Raw genomic sequence first — 17241 nt, forward strand, 5'->3', positions numbered from 1 at the left:
AATTGCATGAGTTTCGCTTTTTTATTAGAAACCCCTCACAGGTGAAGTGATGGCATTGAGGAGGGCCGTGGCGGTAGCGACACTTGCGGTTGCGCTGCTGGCACTGCTGGCGGTCGCCAGGGCCCAGGCGACATCGATTTCAGCCACTGCTAGGATAGATGAGGCCGGCGACCTGGAGCTCTACGCCGTCTACAACGTGACGAGCGCCCCGGCCCTCCTGGTGGTCCCAGCTAAGTCGCCTGCAGCCTACTTCGCCGTCGAGAACGGCACCACCGAGCTGCCAGTGCAGTACAACGGCACCGACCTCCTGGTGGCGGTTGACCAGCCAGGCATCGTTAACGTCTCCTACCTGACGCTCCAGGCGACCTCAAAGGAGGGGGCCCTCTGGGAGGCCAACTTCACCATGCCGTGCCCTGGCGACGTCTTCCTGCCGCCCCAGTCGACGCCAATATACGTGAGCCCCGTGCCTCAGCAGGTGTTCTACGTCAACGGGTCGCCGGCCCTCGTGATGCCCTCGGGCCCAGTTACCATAGAGTACATGATGTCGCCGCCCGTGAGCACCACGACTACAGTGGTTGCACACAGCGTCACGACGACCAGCAGCATAACCCCAACAACGACCACGACGCGCGCCCCCTCACCCTCGTACCTGTTGCCTCTCATAATAGTTGTGGTGATTGTTGCTGCAGGGGGAGCCGGCGCCGCCCTAGTTATGCGCAGGAGGGGAGGTGGCGGCCCGGCCGAGGCCCTGGACGACAGGGACAGGGCAATACTGTCAGCTATATCAAAGCTTGGGGGTGAGGCCACGGCCTCCCAGGTGATGGGCGAGACAAACATACCCAGGAGCCCCCTGTACAGGAGGCTTGACAAGCTGGTCAGGCTGGGCTACCTTGAGGAGGGCGTCAGGGGGAACACAAAGGTCTACAGGTGCAGGAGGCCGGGCTGCTCCTAGCGGGCCGGCCTGAGGAGCAGCGTTATTATCTCCCTGGGCCTGTAGGAGAACCTCACAGCGTCGCCCTCAACCTGTATTGTCCTTGGCACCTCTTCCTCCTCAAGTATGTTGACGCTCCTGGCCTCGGCGACCCTGAAGGGGGCCCTCAGCACGCCGACGCCGGAGGAGTTGTGGGTCTCAAACATCCTGACCACTAGGCCGTCGCCGTCCTCAGGCGCCTTAACGGCCTCAAGCACCAGGTTCTCCGGGGAGAGCTCCATAAGCGACGCCTCCCTGTTACCGCTGGCCACGACCAGCGGGAAGGCGTACTCGTAGGCAGCTCTCGGCACCCCTGCCTGCCTCCAGTCGCCGGCGTGCGCCATCAGCGCGTAGGTGAAGTCCTGGGCCTCAAGGTCGGTGGCCGGGTCAGGGAACATGGGGGTCCTGAGGAGCGTCAGCCCAACTCTGTTGCCCTCAACGCTCGCGCCGTACTTCTTGGGTGAGAGCAGCGCAACGCCCCTGCCGGAGTCGTAGAGGTCTATGAACTTCTGGAAAGGCACCTCAAACATGGCCTTCTCCCAGCTTGTGTTCTTGAAGGCGGGCTCCTCCAGCACCCCCATGGGGGCGCCGTAGGCGTAGCGGTCAGCGTTCGTGTTGAAGGAGTGCCACGCCTTCACCATGAGCTCCCTGTCGACGAACTCGGCGTGCACCTTGAACTCAAGCAGGGGGAGGCCGGCGTAGAGCCTGACCTCCTGGACCAGCCTGTTCCTGCCGAGGCTGTAGCTTATGAGGGCCGACGCCATGAGCGGGCCGCTGTACTTCACGGCGACGGAGTCGGCCCTCAGCCTCAGCTCGCCGGCCCTGTAGCCGGGCTCTATGTCCCAGGCGTCAGCCCAGCCTGGGGAGTTCTGGTAGACGGCGACCTCGTTGGCGGTCCCGCTCACGAGCTCCTCGCCAGCGGCCTTAAGAACCAACGACGTTATAGTGCCATCCCTGGATATCACTGCCCTGACGGCGGAGTTCTCAAGGACTGCCGAGTCCCCCTCGGCCCTCGCCGAGGCCCTGTCGCCGGGGTCCAGGGGCCTGAGCGGGGCGAAGCCCATGGCTGGGGCGCTCACGTAGGCCAGGTAGCCCTCGTCTATGCGCTGTGACCCCTTGATCGGCCTGTCAGTTATAATATAGCCGTGCCTGCGCCACGGCAGGGAGTTGAAGACCGCAAGCCCCTCGCCGCCGGCCGCTGAGGCCATCGCCTTCAGCGCGTCCGCCCTGAGCTCGTCAGTCAGGGACCTCAGCTCCCTGTAGACCTCCTCGTAGACCTCCCTGACCGCCGAGCCCGGCAGCACGTCGTGGAACTCGTCCCTCATTATGACCTTCCAGCGCGCCTGGACCCTCTCCCTGTCGTACGTGCCCGAGAGGGCCTGCCAGGCCTCAAGCTCCCTCATCCACCTCTCAGCCTCGAAGTGCAGCGCCTTCATGAGCGAGTGGCTCGTGTAGGTCCCCCTGTGGGTCTCAACGTATAGCCTCCCCCTCCACCTTCCCGCCGAGCTGAAGTCCACCGCCTTGAAGTACTCCGAGGGGGTGGCGTGCACGAGCCTTGGGAGCCCGGGGAGCTCGTTTACTATGTTGAACTTCAGCTCCATGTCCTCGTTGGGCCCGCCTCCCCCGTCGCCGTAGCCGTAGGACAGGAGCGCCGGGCGCTCCTTGGTTGGCCAGCTCTCCCACTGCTCAAGCACAGCTGAGGCCGTCAGGGGGCTGTTGTAGCCCCCGCCACCGAAGCCGTAGACCACGGCGGGGAGCGGCTCGCCGTCGCCGCCGTCCCAGAGGAAGGGGCCGTAGGGGAACCTGTTGGTGTCGTTCCAGGTCAGCTTGTGGGTGGCGAAGTACTTTATGCCCCCGAGCCTGGCTATCTGCGCCAGCGTCGCCTGGAAGCCGAAGCTGTCGGGCAGCCACAGCACCTCGGCCCTCCTGCCGAAGAGCCTCTCGAAGTACCTCTGCGAGTAGAGCAGCTGCCTCGCCATAGACTCCCCTGAGGTCACGTTGGGGTCAAACTCAACGTAGCTAGCCCCCAGCTCCCACCTGCCCTCCCTGACGAGCTGGGCGACCCTGTCAAGCAGCTCGGGCGCGTCCTGGGAGAGCCACTCGTAGTAGAGGGCTGAGGACTGGACGTACTTCATCTCCTTGAACTTCTCCATGAGGCTGACCACGGTCGCCGTGGTCCTCAGCACCTTCCTCCTCGACTCGCTGAAGGGCCAGAGCCACGCTGCGTCTATGTGGGCGTGGCCAACCGCGTAGATCACGCCTGGCCTGCCGTACCTGCCCTCAAGCGACCTCAGGCCCTCCTTGAGCTCCCTGAGGGCCTCCTCAACCCCGGCTGGCCGCTGCTCCACGTACACCTTCTCAGCGAGGCCGGGGTCTATGGAGATCAGTAGCCTGTTGACGTCATAGCTTGTCCTGTAAACGGCCGAGGCCAGCAGCACCTGCGTCGGCGAGACAGCGTTCACCCTCACGCGCGAGAGGGCCCTGGAGAGCAGCGAGCTGAGGTCGTCCCTCAGCTGCGCGTCCCTCGTGGCCCTGGCCAGCTCCAGGGCGGAGGAGGCGTAGAGGTAGAGCTCGTAGCCGACGGGGTCCCTCTCAACTATGAAGGCCTCGGGCGGCATGGGCTGGGCGGGCTCCCCGAAGTCGCCGTAAGCCGTGGGCTCAGCCATAACTTCGTGGCTGCCGGGCGGCAGGGGGACCTGGACGTGCTCGGCGTCGACCTCGTAGTAGGGCCTGCCGTCAAGCCTTATGAGGGCCGGCGACTGCCTCAAGGTCACGATCATGTAGAGGTTCTGCCCGACCTCGTTGTAGAGGAACCTGTAGTCAAGGCCTCCGGCCGGAGACCAGCTGACGGCCCTGGGCCTCCTGAAGGAGGAGGCCAGCACGAGCAGCGTCCTCAGCTCGATGGCCTGTTGGCTCAGCCTGTCCATCTGGGCACCCAGCTCAGCGTTGCCGGCCCAGAAAAATAGAGGTCCCAAGCCGCCTAGGCCTTTAACATAATAATCTTATTAAAAGAAATATATTTCCCTAGGCAACTGATTTTCAAGGTCAATAGTGATTTTTAAGAAATGCTATTTCTTATCTCTATAAAGGGGATGTCATGGGACATTATCATAAGGGTAAATAAGGACTGTTGGGCCTTGTTCGTCTTTCTTCGGCCTGACTTGAGCCTGTTAGGCTCTGCTTGGTTTAGTTAGACCTTGTTCGGCTTGGCTCGGGCCTGTTCGGTCCTGTCCTAAGCTGTTCGGCTTTTTCTAAGTTTTTTAAGCTAAAAATAACATATATGCTGCAGCTCTGTGCAGCCCGCCCCTGCGCCCTCGCTTGGCCCCCCGAGCGGGCCTGACCCCCTGTTACCTTAGCTCAGTAAGGTAACCGCCAGGACCTCGCCTTGGTCAGGAGGGGCTGGGACTCAGGGCTGGACTTCGAGGAGGCGTATAGGCGAATACTAAACCACATGCTGAGCTCCAGGAGCCCCTATGACGTGGTCCTTCTGGTTCAACTGCGCAACGGCAGCCGTGTAGGGGAGGCAGTTGAGGCCGTCAGGCAGTTCTGCGAGACTGGCCAGGACCTCGTGCTGGTCAGGGTCGAGAAGCACAAGGACAATGATGTGCGCCTAATGGTCCTCCCCGAGGAGCTCAGGTCAGGCGAGGGCAGGCAGCTGCTGAGCGAGGCCTGCGCCGCGCTCTCAGCCCTCAGGAACCCAAAGGCAGCCGTCAAGGTGTACTGCTGCAGGGCCTACGGCTTTAACACTCACGCCCTGAGGTACGCCTTCGTTTCGTACCTTCTGAAGAGGGACGTGTCGCCCTCGATAGTCGCCAAGATAACTGGCCACAGGTCCCTCGACCACATCCTTCACTACACAGAGGTCAGGCTCGCTGAGGAGGTCCTGGCTGGCCTAAGGGGCTGGGGCGCCTCGCCAGCTGAGGGCCAGGCGCCTTGACCTTAGGCTGCAAAACTATATTAACATTTTCATACACAGAAAGTAGCTCGAGGTGCGGTTCTCTTGAGGGCGGCCAGGGCCCTGGCCCTCGTCATTGCCGTCGTTGTATCGGCCTCCCTGCTCGCCGGGCTGTCCTACCTGGTGCCTAGCCTGTTCCACAGGGGGAGAATCATAATAAGGGCATACGCTATGGGGGGCGACGGAGACCCGACCCAGCTCACCAACGCCTCGTTCTCAGTCTGGGCCTGGGCCCCAGCGCCCAACGGGACAGAGTTCATCCCAGTCTTCAACGGGACTGGGGCCCAGGCCGTGATAGACCTGAGCAGGTTAGTCAGCTGGGCCGAGGACTGGATACATGCTTATGGCAGGGCAGCCATAAGGTCATTTGAGCCATCGATAATCATGTGGGTCTCGTACCCCATAGCCCTGCCCAACGGAAGCGTTGAGCTTTTGACCCAGCCCTCCTTCCAGCCCCTTAACCTGAGCCTCCCGCTCAGCGGCAACGGGACCATAGCAGTAAACGTGATGGTGAACCACCCCTTCAGGACTCTCCTGAAGGCAAATGGCAAGGGAGCTGGGATAGCTGTAAGGGGCCTTGGTGAGGCATCGCCAGAGCAGGGCACCGTCACCGTCCCAATAACTACGAGCTTCACGTACTGCGGTATGCCTTGCTACCTAGTACCTCACGTCATGTTTTGGTACCCCAACGACACGGGCACGGCCCCCATAAGCCTCGCCGTGGCCCTGGGGCAGCCCAGCTCTGTTGGTGGAGCAGACGTGGTCATAAGTATAACGGAGTTCTCTCAAGTGGTCAATCAATCCGTTATAAACGGCCTCATGACACCTGGCAGCGCGGTCGAGGCCGCTACAGGGGAGTACGAAGAGACGGGGAATTTGCCCCAGGTTCTCAGTCAGTTTTCCGTAGAGCTGGAGACCACTTTCACGTTCACGAGTGAAGGGGAGGTCCAAGAAGGTAACTCCATAGAGGCCTACGTCCCATGGAATAAAGAGCCTGACATAGGCCAGCTCTACATAGTTGGCCAGGCCGCGCTGGTAAACTGGACTCTGCAGAGTCCTTCAGGCGCGACGGTGGGCTGGTACCTCGGCCTCCAGCTGACGGAGGTTGAGGTCGTGGGGATCGACAACGTCGAGGTCCCCGTGATCTATAATTGGTGGGCCTACGACCCATGCGTCAACCTGAACGAGTGGGCCTACGAGCAGCAGGTCCTCATGCAGGACCCAGGCGACTTCTATAGCAGTGAAATTAACTACTCGTGCCCTCTCCCCAACACGCCCGCGCCAGTCATATGGCAGTACTACGCCACGAACCTGACGTATTTTGATATAGTGAACCCCTACCAGGTATCCTATGCATCCTATGTGGACCTCTCCGTTGGCGTTAACGGGGCCAAGTCGCCCCTGGGCATAGCCATAGACCTTGGCTCGGCCATAGTGAAGTCTGCAGAACCTGTGGTCTCTCTGGCCTCCTCAGAGGTAGGCGACATTCTAAAGGTGATAGGGGCGCTCCTAGGCTCCTTCCAGTACCAGAGCAACTCAGTGGCGGTGAGTGTAAACACTATTACAATAAGCAACCCCTACACGAATTATTACGTTAACGTGTACTACAGCGGCCTGACGCCCGTGTACTATACCGTCGGCGGCCAGAGCTTCACCCTGCCCAGGGAGCTGATACTTATAAACGTGACCTCATAGCCTGAAGGCTAAGGGGCGCCTAAGCGCCTTAGTGAAACTCTTTTTCTTCGCTTTCCCCTTTTCGGCGTGAACCTCTAAACCTCGTGGCCTCAGCCCGCAGAGACAGAAGTGCCAGGAATCTTACGCATGGGGAGCGCCGTGAATGGGGCCCTTGGGCGAGGCGGAGGTCCCTGGGCGCAACTAGTGATCGTAAGCTGACGAGAATGAGCGCCCAGGGACAGACGGCTGGGCGGGCCCTCGAGGCGCCTGTTGAGTTCTACGCACGCTTTTGTGCGTACGGCGTAGGGCTCGAGGCGCCTAGCGAGCGCCCTGGGCCCTCCTGAACTCCCCCTTCACCGTCTCCTGGGTCCTCTTGACCTCTCTGTCTATGTCCTCAGGCGTCAGCTGGGCCTGCGTGGTTACTTGGGGCGCCTCGAGGGGCTGGGCCTTGGCGACAGTCTCGTTAGGGGCAGCCAGGGCGGCAGCCCCCGCCTCCTGGGCCTCGAGCTGCCTCACGTAGCCCTCTAGCCTGTCGGCCAGGGACTGAAGCCTCGCCGCAGCCTCCCTCACGGCCCTCAGCCAGCCCCTGGCCCGCTCAAGGTCTAGGGAGCCGCTCTCAACCTCAGCGCCTAGCTTGCTGGCGAGGCCGTTGATGTAGTCTATGAGCCTCGAGCCTGGGCTCCCAGCCTCATAGGCCATGCCCTTCAGCTCTATGCCCATGTCGCTGTGGGTCTTGGTGGCGTACGTGTACTTATCAGGGCCAAGGTAGCACTTGGTTATCTTCCTCCTGCCGTCCTCCACCTCACGTGGGCGGCGTAGATGTAGGCGCGGCCGTTCACGACCCTGTGTTACCCCAGCCCGCCGCCTGAGGCTTGCCCTGGTGCTCGTGGGCCCCCACCTCCTGCCCGTCATAGTGCTAGGCGGCGGCTCCGTCTACTTTGTCCCCATGGGCGTCGGAGGCGGCGCCAAGTCCACCTTCCCCTGCCTTCGCTACCCCAGCGGCAAGTACCTCTGCGCTGGCTCCCCTAGGCTCATTCAGGAGCTCATGGCCTCCACGGGCGGCAGCCCTCCGAGACCGTGGCCTTCGGCGGCTACGACACCCAGCTAGTTGTAGACATCCCAGGCAGGGGCCTCAGCCCCTATGAGACTGCCCTAGACTTCGCCCCGCGCCTCGAGCCTGGCGTGCAGCTCTTCGGCAGCGCCCTGCAGTCCTGCCTACGCAGGTGGCACATTACTGATCACGGCAGGCCATAAGCTGCCCCAGGAGCTCAAGGGCTGGCCCTCCCTGATTTAAGCTTAAGCCCACCGGCCGCAGAGATACTGCTTGGCGACAGGCTCTGAACGCTAAGACCATATCATTAGTTCTCCTGGCGCTCATCATCGCGTCTGCTGCCCTGCCCGTGAGCCACGTTAAGGCAGTGGCCGGGCCCGCCAGCCCTAATGATATACTATCAAGCTACGTTGGGGACCTGAGGGGCTTCAGGTACGTGGGTCCCCTACCGGGTAACATCAATGTAACTGGCGTCCTCTACGTGCCCCTAAGGGACGTGCCCCTGATATTCTACTACGCCCAGGCAGTCAGCGTCCCGGGCTCCCCGCTCTATGGCATGTTCCTCAGCCCTTCCCAGGCCTCCAGGCTCTTCATACCCAGCAAAGAGCTCAGGGAGGCCGAGGAGTACCTCAGCTCCCACGGCATCAGCGTCCTCCTGGTCGCCGGCTCAATGATAGTGTTCAGCGGGCCTGCCTCCAGGGTGGAGAAGGCCCTGGGGGTCTCCATAGGGGTATTCAGTAACGGAACCGAGAGCTACTACGCCGTCACCGAGTATGGGGGCCAGTTCCCGTGGCCCGTGCCATACATATCCAATATTACAGGAGTAGTGCTGCGCACCCCTAAGTTCCTGCTCACGTCGCAGGACCTTGTCAGGCTCAGGTCCCTCTACGGCGTTAACATCTCTTACCCCGAGGAGGTGTACCCCATGACATCACTTGCAGGGGCCTACAACGCCACGTGCCTGTACTCGCTTGGCGACGAGGGCCAGCGGGTCAACGTGGGAATTGTCGACTTCTACGGCGACCCAACGCTGTCCCAGGACATAGCTTACTATGACTCCCTTGTCGGCCTCCCACGGGCCAACATCACGGTAGTCCCCATAGGGCCCTACGACCCCAACCTGGGCGTGCTCACTGGCTGGAACGTTGAGGTTGACCTGGACGTCGAGGCTGTGCACTCCATGGCGCCCATGGCGCACATATACCTCTATGTGGCGGGCGGCGTCCTCCCCCTCTCCGCTGTAATAGCCTACATAGACCAGCGTGACAACGTGTCTATAGTGAGCCAGAGCTTCGGAATACCCGAGTCCGAGTTCTCCTACTATGGCTTCAGCTTCTACTACTATAACGTCTACCTGGCTGACGTCTACTACGCGCTGGGTGCAGCCGAGGGCATAACGTTCGTGGCCGCCAGCGGCGACGGCGGGGGCATGGGGTACAGCGCGGGCCCAGTGGGGGACGTCAGCTACCCCGCCTCCTCGCCCTGGGTGCTAGCGGTCGGGGGGACCACGACTTACCTGAACCTCTACCCAAACGGCAGCGTAAGCTCATATTACAGCACCGCCTGGTCGTCAGCAGGCTTCGTGCCTTACATGCAGAACTTCGGCGGCAGCACGGGGGGCTACAGCGCCTACGAGCCCATGCCCTGGTGGCAGCAGGGCGTGGTACCGACGCCTCCCCAGGGCTTCCCCTACGGCAGGGCAGTGCCTGACGTCTCAGCCAACGCCAACATATTCCCAGGCGCCATTATGGTCACAGAGGACAATGAGACTGTTCTGGCCGGCGGCACGAGCGAGGCGTCGCAGCTGACCGCGGGCCTCCTAGCCCTGGTCGAGGAGTACGTGGGCCACAGGCTCGGCCTCGTGGCGCCGACACTCTACAGCTTATACTCAAACTCATCTACCAGGAACGCGTTCATACCGATCACATTCGGCTACAACATACCCTGGGCCGCGTCCAACGGCTACAACCTCGTCACAGGGCTTGGGGCTATAAACGCTGGGAACCTGGCCAGGTACCTCTCAAGGAGCGGCAGGCAGGGGCTCTCAATAGAGGTGCTCCTGGGCAACGTGTCCCAGTTCATAGCGTCGGGCACCACAGTTAACGTGAGCGCTAACATAACTTACAGGGACTCCGAGGTTGTCAGTGGCTCCTTCACGGCCAGCCTGGAGCTTATGAACGGCACGGCGGCCGAGGAGCCCATGTACTTTAACTCCACGAGGGGGTTGTGGGAGGCGTCCCTCCACGTGCCCCTGAACTCCTCAGGCCCCGCCTTCATTGAGGTCAGCGGCAGCTACAATGGCTCCCGGGCCTCATATGACGTCGAGGTCTTCGTGGGCTACTTCGGCAACATGCCCCTCCCGACCCCCATGTATCCATACCTGCCGTACCTCGGCGTGCCTCTGGCGGCCTTCGCCACCTCGCCTGCGGGGGCTCCAGGCAACGTCAGCATGAGGGTGGACGTCCTCAAGTATAACCCGCTCAACAACACCTACACGGAGGTCTACTCGCAGCCCATAGGCCTGGGGACGTCAAGCGTGAACTTCACCGCCTCGCCGGGCTACTACATAATCAAGGTGTCCGGCCAGGCCTACGGACTGACACCCATATACGTGGGCTACCTCATGCAGCTCTTCATCCTAGCCCCCCAGGTGCTCTCAATGCCGGGCGCCGTGCCCGAGGGAGGCTTCTTTGCAGTTGAAGGGGTCCCGGTGCCGCCCATAGAGACGACGGCCATGGTGTCCTCCCAGACGGGGTTTGACCTCTTCGATACCATGCTTTACGGCTCCAACGTCACCGTCAGCCTGGTGAGCCCGGCCGGCGGCAGCGTGGCGTCATCGCAGGTGCCGTTGACAGCCTCAGGCCTCTACTACGGGCTCCTCCAGGTCCCCAGGCAGGTCCGACCAGGCCTTTACTGGGTGCTGCTCAACGCCTCCTACAACTCCACCACGCTTGGCGGCCTGGTTAAAGGCTACGGGGTTGACATGATCTACGTGGGGCAGCCCCTGAGCGCCCAGGTCGCCGCGCTCCCGCCCATAGTCGAGGAGGGCGGGAGGGTCACCGTGGAGGCCAGGATTACATACCAGAACGGCACCCCGGTCAGGTGCGGCCTCTTCTCGGCCACTATACTCCCGGCCAGCCTCAGGCAGCTCTACGAGAACGCCAGCCAACAGGTTGAGGTCCCCCTCTACTACAACTCAACCCTCGGCCTCTGGGTCGGCCAGGCCTACCTCCCCGGGCCGAGCTCCATAGGTAACGCGAGCCCGTTCGAGGTCGGCAAGGGCGAGGAGTGGTACATAGTGGTGACCGGGGTCAGCCCCTTCGGCGACGTGCTGGCCTACTCGCAGGCGTCCGTCGTGGAGGGCAGGGTTGTCTACTACGCCAACGAGGTCCTGAGCCCCCCGTTCGAGGCCGCGGGCGCCATGTTTAACAACGTCACCATAGAGGGCTACAGTGGTAACATAACCTGGAGCTACTTCAAGGGCGTGAACCACATAGACAATGGCACCCTTGGCCTTGAATTCGACGACGTGGAGGGGGAGCTCATAATATATGACAGCGTGGTCACTATGAGCTACGTCAGCGCTAACGAGGTTGTGCTCATCGACAGCAGGCTCTACCTCAGGTACTCAAGCGTGGGCAGGCTTATACTTGGGCCAGGCTCCAACTACACCTCGAGCTACTCCACGGTGGGCTCCGTGGGCGGCCAGTACCAGATAGCAAGGATAACAGGCTGGGTGCCGCAGCGCTCCGCGGCGTTGCCATCGTCAAGGCCCTACATTATATCGATACAGCAGGTCCAGGCCTCCCAGCCCAGAGGGGGAGAGCCACGGCGAGCTACGTGAACCTGGCGGTGGCCGCGACTGCAGCGGTCGTCCTCGCGGTGACCGTGCTCCTCCTGATGAGGCGCTCTAGCTGCTGACCTCCTCCCCGCCCTGAGCCCCCTCGAGACCAGTATTGGTACGCGGCCAGGCGTCTGAAACTCCTTCCTGAGCTTCCTCCTGGCCCCCTCCCTGTCCCCACTCAAGTACACGGAGACCACGTTATAGAGCCCCTCACAGTCAAGGCTTCATGAGCATACATAGTGACAGTGCCTGGGTCCATCATCAGCCTCTGCGGGGCGCTAAGCTCGCCGTACGTAGCTGTTTCAACTTTCATATAGTTTTATGAGTTGTCACCGCAATCAGCATATACAACAGGAGGTACGTAACCGAGCACTCAAGATGTGGGGCCCCTGGGGTGGCCCTGAACGCCCCCAAGCCCGATGAAATCCCGAGCGGGGTGCGGGGGAACAGGGATGAGGCGATGACCGTAAGGCATCATGAACCTGAATGAGAGCTGAACCCCTGTGCTAAATCCTGAGCTTCTTTTCTTAAGAGCGCTTACAGTTATGCAAATATAGGTTATCTAGACTATAATAACGCGATTCCCGTCATATTTTAAGTAAAGAGCCCAAGAGGACAAGGGTTAGGCGTGAACCCTCAGCTGATGCAAAGTCCTAGCCTGAGCCTCATTATGACGTCAAGTAGATAATATTGCCTATATTCTTATCCACGTCAGCCTCGTAGAGGCATAGGCTTGCGACCCGTTAAGCCAGCGCGCTAACTCTCAGGTCGGTCGGGCCGAGAGCACAGAGGCCTGGCCCCATCCTGAGGGGCGAAAGCCTCTAACCCCATAACGGGTTTTTGAGAAAAAAGCAAGAAAGGGCTGTCACTCGCCTACTGGGCCCTTTATGCCGAGCTTCTCCCTCACGGCCGCCTGGGCCGCCGCCAGCCTTGCGACGGGCACCCTGAAGGGCGATGCGCTCACGTAGTCGACGCCGGCGCCGTGGAAGAATATCACTGAGGCCGGGTCTCCGCCGTGCTCGCCGCAGACGCCGACCTCAAGCCTCGGGTTGGCCTCCTTGCCCTCCTCGGTGGCTATCTTTACAAGCCTCCCGACGCCCTTGGGGTCTACGGTGTCGAACGGGTCGCTTGGCAGTATGCCCTTCTCAAGGTACTGGGCCATGAACTTGTTCTCAACGTCATCCCTGCTGAAGCTGAAGGTTGCCTGCGTCAGGTCGTTGGTGCCGAAGCTGAAGAAGTCCACCTCCTTGGCGATCTCGCTCGCCGTCAGGGCGGCCCTCACGGTCTCTATCATGGTGCCTATCTTTACGTTGAGCTTGACGCCGTACTCCTTCTCCACGTCCTCCAGGGCGGGCACTATGGCGTTGTTCTTAACGAACCTTATCTCATTGACGTCAGCGACCTGCGGCACCATTATCTCGAGCACCGGGTGCTTGCCCTCCCTTAAGAGCTCGGCGGCCGCCTCGGCCATGGCCCTCGTCAGGTAGTAGTAGATCACCGGGTAGGTGACTCCAACCCTCACGCCCCTGTGTCCCATCATTGGGTTGGCCTCCTGCAGCGCCTTAACCCTGTTGTAGAGATCCTGGAGCTCAGCTATCTTCTGGTCCAGCTGCTTTGCCTCAGCGGAGTTGCCGGAGGCCTCCGCCTTCCCCTTCTGCTCCCTCAGCTCGTAGATCTGGGTCAGCAGCTCCTCGCCTGAGGGCAGGAACTCGTGGAGCGGCGGGTCTATGAGCCTTATCACCACTGGCTTGCCGTCCATTATATCGAGCATCTCCTTGAAGTCAGGCTTTATCATGTCAGCGAGCTCCTTCATGTGGGCCTCCCTCTCCTTGTCGTCGACGGCCAGGATCACCTTCCTGAGGGCCTCGAGCCTCTCCGGCTTCCTGAACATCCTCTCTATCCTCAGCAGCCCTATGCCCTCAGCCCCGAACTTCCTGGCCATCATGGCGTCCTCAGGGACGTCGGCGTTGGCCCTGACGCCAAGCCTCCTCTCCTCGTCAGCCCACCTCAGCAGCTCGTCGAGCCAGCCGCCTATCTCAGGGGTCACTGTGGGCAGCTGGCCCAGGTAGACGTTGCCGCTGTTGCCGTCAATTGTCACCCAGTCGCCCTCCCTAACGGTGGTCCCGTTGACCGTGAAAGCCTTCGTCTCGTAGTCTATCTTTATGGCCTCAGCGCCCACGACTGCGGGCTTACCTATGGCCCTCGCAACTATGGCCGCGTGTGATGTGAACCCTCCCCTCGAGGTCAGCACGCCCTGGGCAGCGTAGAAGCCGTGGACGTCGTCCGGCTTCGTCTCAACCCTAACAAGTATTACCTTCTTGCCCTGCCTCGCCCACTCAACCGCCGTGTCAGGGTCGAAGACCACCTGGCCGCTGGCTGCACCGGGCGAGGCCGCCAGGCCCTTGGTTATGGGGTTCGCCTTGACCTTGGGGTCTATCGTCGGGTAGAGGAGCCTCCTGACCTGCTCGGGGTCGACCTTCAGCAGGGCCTCCTCCTTGGTCAGCAGGCCCTCCTTCACCATCTCAACGGCGGTCCTGACCCTTGCAAGTGGCGTCATCTTGGCGGGCCTGTTCTGAAGGAAGTACAGCTTGCCCCTCTCCACCGTGAACTCTATGTCCATTACGTCCTTGTTCACCTGCTCGAGCTTCTTGCCGGCCTCTATGAGCTGGCTGTAGACCTCAGGCATCCTCTTCTTCAGCTCCTCAAGCCCCAGGGGGGTCCTTATGCCTGCAACGACGTCCTCACCCTGGGCGTTTGGCAGGAACTCGCCGTAGGGCCTGTCCTCGCCGGTGGCCTGGTCCCTGGTGAAGTAGACGCCCGTGCCCGAGTCCCAGCCCATGTTGCCGAAGACCATGGTGACCACGTTTACTGCCGTGCAGTCAGCCATCTCAGGGGTTATTTCGTTGGCAATCCTGTAGAAGATGGCCCTCGGGTTCATCCATGACCTGAAGACTGCCCTTATGGCGAGCTCGAGCTGCACGTAGGGGTCCTGCGGGAAGTCCTGGCCCCAGAGCCTCCTCACGAGCCCCTTGTACTCGCCCACCAGCTCCTTTATGAGCTCAAGGGAGCGGGCCCAGAGCCTGGGGGCCACATCCCTGGGAGGCTGGGCGTCAAGCCTTGGGGTGTACTCAGGGTAGAGCCTCCTTATGGCGTCAAGCTCGTCCTTATAGGTGGTCTCCGCCTCCCTGGCCAGCTGCTCGCTCCTCCTGTCGAAGGCCTCGTTGAAGGGCTTCTCGTCGAGGGCGAGGACTATCCTGGCGAACATCTGTATGAACCTCCTGTAGGCATCATAGGCGAACCACTCGTTGTTGGTGGCCCTCGCGAGGGCTACCACGCTCCTGTCGTTAAGGCCGAGGTTGAGCACAGTGTCCATCATGCCGGGCATTGAGAGGGCCGCCCCTGACCTGACTGAGACCAGGAGCGGTATGCCCTCCTCGGAGCCGAACCTCTTGCCCGTCCTCCTCTCGAGCTCGCGCACGTGCTCCTTGACGTCCTCCATGAGGCCCTGCGGCAGGTCGCACTGGTCTATGAGGCCCCATATCCTCTTTACGACCTCGTCCCTCACGGAGGGCGGCGGGTTGCTCCTCAGCGTCCTCTCGAGCTCATCGATCTCAGCCCTCCTCGAGGCGTAGAACCTCCTGCACGCCTCCGTGGTTATTATGAACCCTGGGGGCACCGGGAGGCCTATCTGGGTCATCTGGGCAAGCGAGGCGCCCTTGCCGCCAAGCAGTTTCTTGTCCTTCCAGTCGGCCTCCTCAAACCACAGCACAAGGCCTGTTCTAGGCAACTCAGCCCACTTCCGACTGGGCAGTGTACGCGTCTTTTTAAAAGCTCAGCTTTCAGATGCTTAAACTTCCGCCGTGAACGGGAGGCAGGATGGAGACGAAGTCGCCGTCTGAGAGCTTAACCTGGGAGGCCGCCGAGGGGCTCACCGACCTGCCGTTGACAAGCACTAGGAGCTTCTCGCCGGCGACCTCGAACAGCCTCCTGCCGTGGGCGGCCTTAAGCCTTGATAGCAGGTCCTCGAGCGTTGAGCCCTCAGCCAGCTCCACGGCCTCCTTTGATGCACCAGCTATTGAGACCAGCTCGCCGCCGTAGAGCACGGTGACCCTCAAGCTTCCCGGCCCGCCTGAGGGAAGCGCCTAGGGCCTTTAAGGGCCAGCACGTAGGCCGCGGACCTTGAAGGCCTTGGCTTAAGGTTTTTAACATGTCGCTCAACCCACGCCAGGGGGTGCCCTTGCCTAAGTTTGAGAACCCCGTGATAAGGGAGCTCCTTGACAGGTACAGGAGGCTCTGGGCCCTCAACCACGCCATGGCCCTCATGGGCTGGGACGAGGAGACCTACATGCCCCAGAGGGGCGTTGAGGAGAGGGCCGTGGCCACCGCCGAGCTCAGGGCCCTCTACCAGGAGCTGCTCCTTAGCGATCAGTTCTCCTCTCTCGTGGAGAAGGCCAAGGCCCAGGAGAACCTCAACGACTACGAGAGGGGCGTCGTGAGGGTAGTCGACAGGGAGCTGAGGATAGCCAGGAGGGTGCCGCCGAGCCTGACCTATGAGATGGCCAAGACGTCCTCGGAGGCCTTCGTGGCCTGGAGCGAGGCGAAGAAGAGGTCCGACTTCAGCGCGTTCAGGCCGTACCTGCAGAAGCTCATAGACCTGAACAGGCAGATGGCCGAGAAGCTGGGCTACGAGGAGGTCCCATACGACGCCCTCCTTGACCTCTACGAGGAGGGCCTGAGGACCAGGGACGTGAAGGCCATATTTGACGTCCTGGGCCCAGGCCTCAGGGGGCTGCTCGACAAGGTAATTAGCGACGGCTACTACACAAAGCCCAGCCCCCTGGAGGAGGCCAGGTATGATGAGCAGGCCATGAGGAGGGTCAACGCTAAAGTCCTTGAGCTCCTCAGTTTCCCTCAGGACAGGGCGAGGCTTGACGTCAGCCCACACCCGTTCACCACAAACATGGGGGTCAACGACGTCAGGATAACGACGAGGTACGAGGGCTTCGACTTCAAGAGGAGCCTCTTCAGCGTTGTCCACGAGTTCGGCCACGCGACCTACGAGCTCCAGGTAGACCCTGAGCTCGCAATGACTCCCATAGGGGGAGGGGTGAGCCTCGGGGTCCACGAGGGGCAGAGCAGGTTCTGGGAGAACGTCGTGGGCAGGAGCAGGGCCTTCGCCTCCCTGATCAAGCCCGCCCTTGACCAGGAGCTGGGGCTGACCAAGGACCTGAGCGAGGAGGACGTCTACCGCTACTTCGCGACAGTGAGGCCCAGCCTCATAAGGACGGAGGCTGACGAGGTGACATACAACCTCCACATACTCCTCAGGTTCGAGCTCGAGCAGCTGATGATAAACGGCGAGGTCAGGGTTGACGACCTGCCCGAGATGTGGAACGAGGAGAGCGAGAAGCTGATAGGGGTCAGGCCCAGGAACCACGCCGAGGGCATACTACAGGACATCCACTGGGCCCACGGCACGATAGGCTACTTCCCGACCTACACCCTTGGGAACATAGTGGCTGCAATGATGTACTTCGCCTTCAGGTCAAGGGTTGGCGACATCTACGAGCGCGTCGCAAAGGGTGACTTTGAGTCCATAAAGGCCTTCCAGAGGGAGCTGATACACAGGTACGGCGGCACCTACGCCCCCAAGGAGCTGCTCAGGAGGCAGCTGGGCGAGGAGTACAACGCGAGCAGGCTCCTGGACTACCTGAGCTCCAAGTACTTGACGCGCTAGCCCTAAGCCC

At 61.4% G+C, this 17241-nt stretch carries 10 protein-coding genes; 6 read left to right on the forward strand and 4 right to left on the reverse strand.

Annotation, left to right across the window (positions count from 1 at the left end):
* The first annotated feature begins 49 nt into the window (after positions 1–49).
* Positions 50–952, forward strand: coding sequence for a transcriptional regulator (locus SE86_RS04375; RefSeq protein WP_158543120.1), 903 nt, complete (start codon positions 50–52; stop codon positions 950–952).
* Here SE86_RS04375 and SE86_RS04380 read toward each other — a convergent pair.
* Complete coding sequence (locus tag SE86_RS04380) at positions 949–3945, reverse strand: glycoside hydrolase family 38 C-terminal domain-containing protein (protein WP_117354439.1); 2997 nt, start codon at positions 3943–3945, stop codon at positions 949–951. The genes SE86_RS04375 and SE86_RS04380 overlap by 4 nt on opposite strands.
* Positions 3946–4355: 410 nt before the next feature.
* On the opposite strand from SE86_RS04380, the gene SE86_RS04385 reads away from it, so the two are divergent.
* Positions 4356–4907, forward strand: a complete 552-nt coding sequence (locus tag SE86_RS04385) for a tyrosine-type recombinase/integrase (RefSeq protein ID WP_117354440.1) — start codon at positions 4356–4358, stop codon at positions 4905–4907.
* Positions 4908–4970: 63 nt separating this feature from the next.
* A complete protein-coding gene (locus SE86_RS04390; protein ID WP_117354441.1) occupies positions 4971–6620 on the forward strand; it encodes a hypothetical protein in 1650 nt (549 codons plus the stop codon).
* A 297-nt stretch (positions 6621–6917) separates the two neighbouring features.
* Here the strand turns inward: SE86_RS04390 and SE86_RS04395 are convergent, their stop codons facing one another.
* A complete protein-coding gene (locus SE86_RS04395; protein WP_117354442.1) occupies positions 6918–7400 on the reverse strand; it encodes a hypothetical protein in 483 nt (160 codons plus the stop codon).
* A 79-nt stretch (positions 7401–7479) separates the two neighbouring features.
* Here SE86_RS04395 and SE86_RS04400 point away from each other — a divergent pair, with 79 nt between their 5' ends.
* The gene (locus SE86_RS04400; protein WP_117354443.1) at positions 7480–7707 is read left to right on the forward strand and encodes a hypothetical protein; all 228 of its coding nucleotides are present in this window, start codon (positions 7480–7482) and stop codon (positions 7705–7707) included.
* A 292-nt stretch (positions 7708–7999) separates the two neighbouring features.
* A complete protein-coding gene (locus SE86_RS04405; RefSeq protein WP_211096478.1) occupies positions 8000–11494 on the forward strand; it encodes a protease pro-enzyme activation domain-containing protein in 3495 nt (1164 codons plus the stop codon).
* An 865-nt stretch (positions 11495–12359) separates the two neighbouring features.
* Here SE86_RS04405 and ppdK read toward each other — a convergent pair.
* Both ppdK and SE86_RS04415 read right to left on the reverse strand, forming a co-directional pair.
* On the reverse strand, positions 12360–15281 hold the full coding sequence (ppdK, locus tag SE86_RS04410; RefSeq protein WP_117354445.1) for a pyruvate, phosphate dikinase: 2922 nt from the start codon (positions 15279–15281) through the stop codon (positions 12360–12362).
* A 52-nt stretch (positions 15282–15333) separates the two neighbouring features.
* The gene (locus SE86_RS04415) at positions 15334–15609 is read right to left on the reverse strand and encodes a MoaD family protein (protein WP_117354446.1); all 276 of its coding nucleotides are present in this window, start codon (positions 15607–15609) and stop codon (positions 15334–15336) included.
* Between the two features lie 122 nt (positions 15610–15731).
* On the opposite strand from SE86_RS04415, the gene SE86_RS04420 reads away from it, so the two are divergent.
* On the forward strand, positions 15732–17231 hold the full coding sequence (locus SE86_RS04420) for a carboxypeptidase M32 (protein WP_211096479.1): 1500 nt from the start codon (positions 15732–15734) through the stop codon (positions 17229–17231).
* The last annotated feature ends 10 nt before the right edge of the window (positions 17232–17241 follow it).

It is taken from the genome of Acidilobus sp. 7A (genome assembly GCF_003431325.1).
In the GTDB taxonomy this organism is placed as follows: domain Archaea; phylum Thermoproteota; class Thermoprotei_A; order Sulfolobales; family Acidilobaceae; genus Acidilobus.

Excerpts from the sequence above, each read along its gene's own strand:
- SE86_RS04375 (WP_158543120.1), top strand. The coding sequence starts at position 50 with ATGGCATTGAGGAGGGCCGTGGCGGTAGCGACACTTGCGGTTGCGCTG.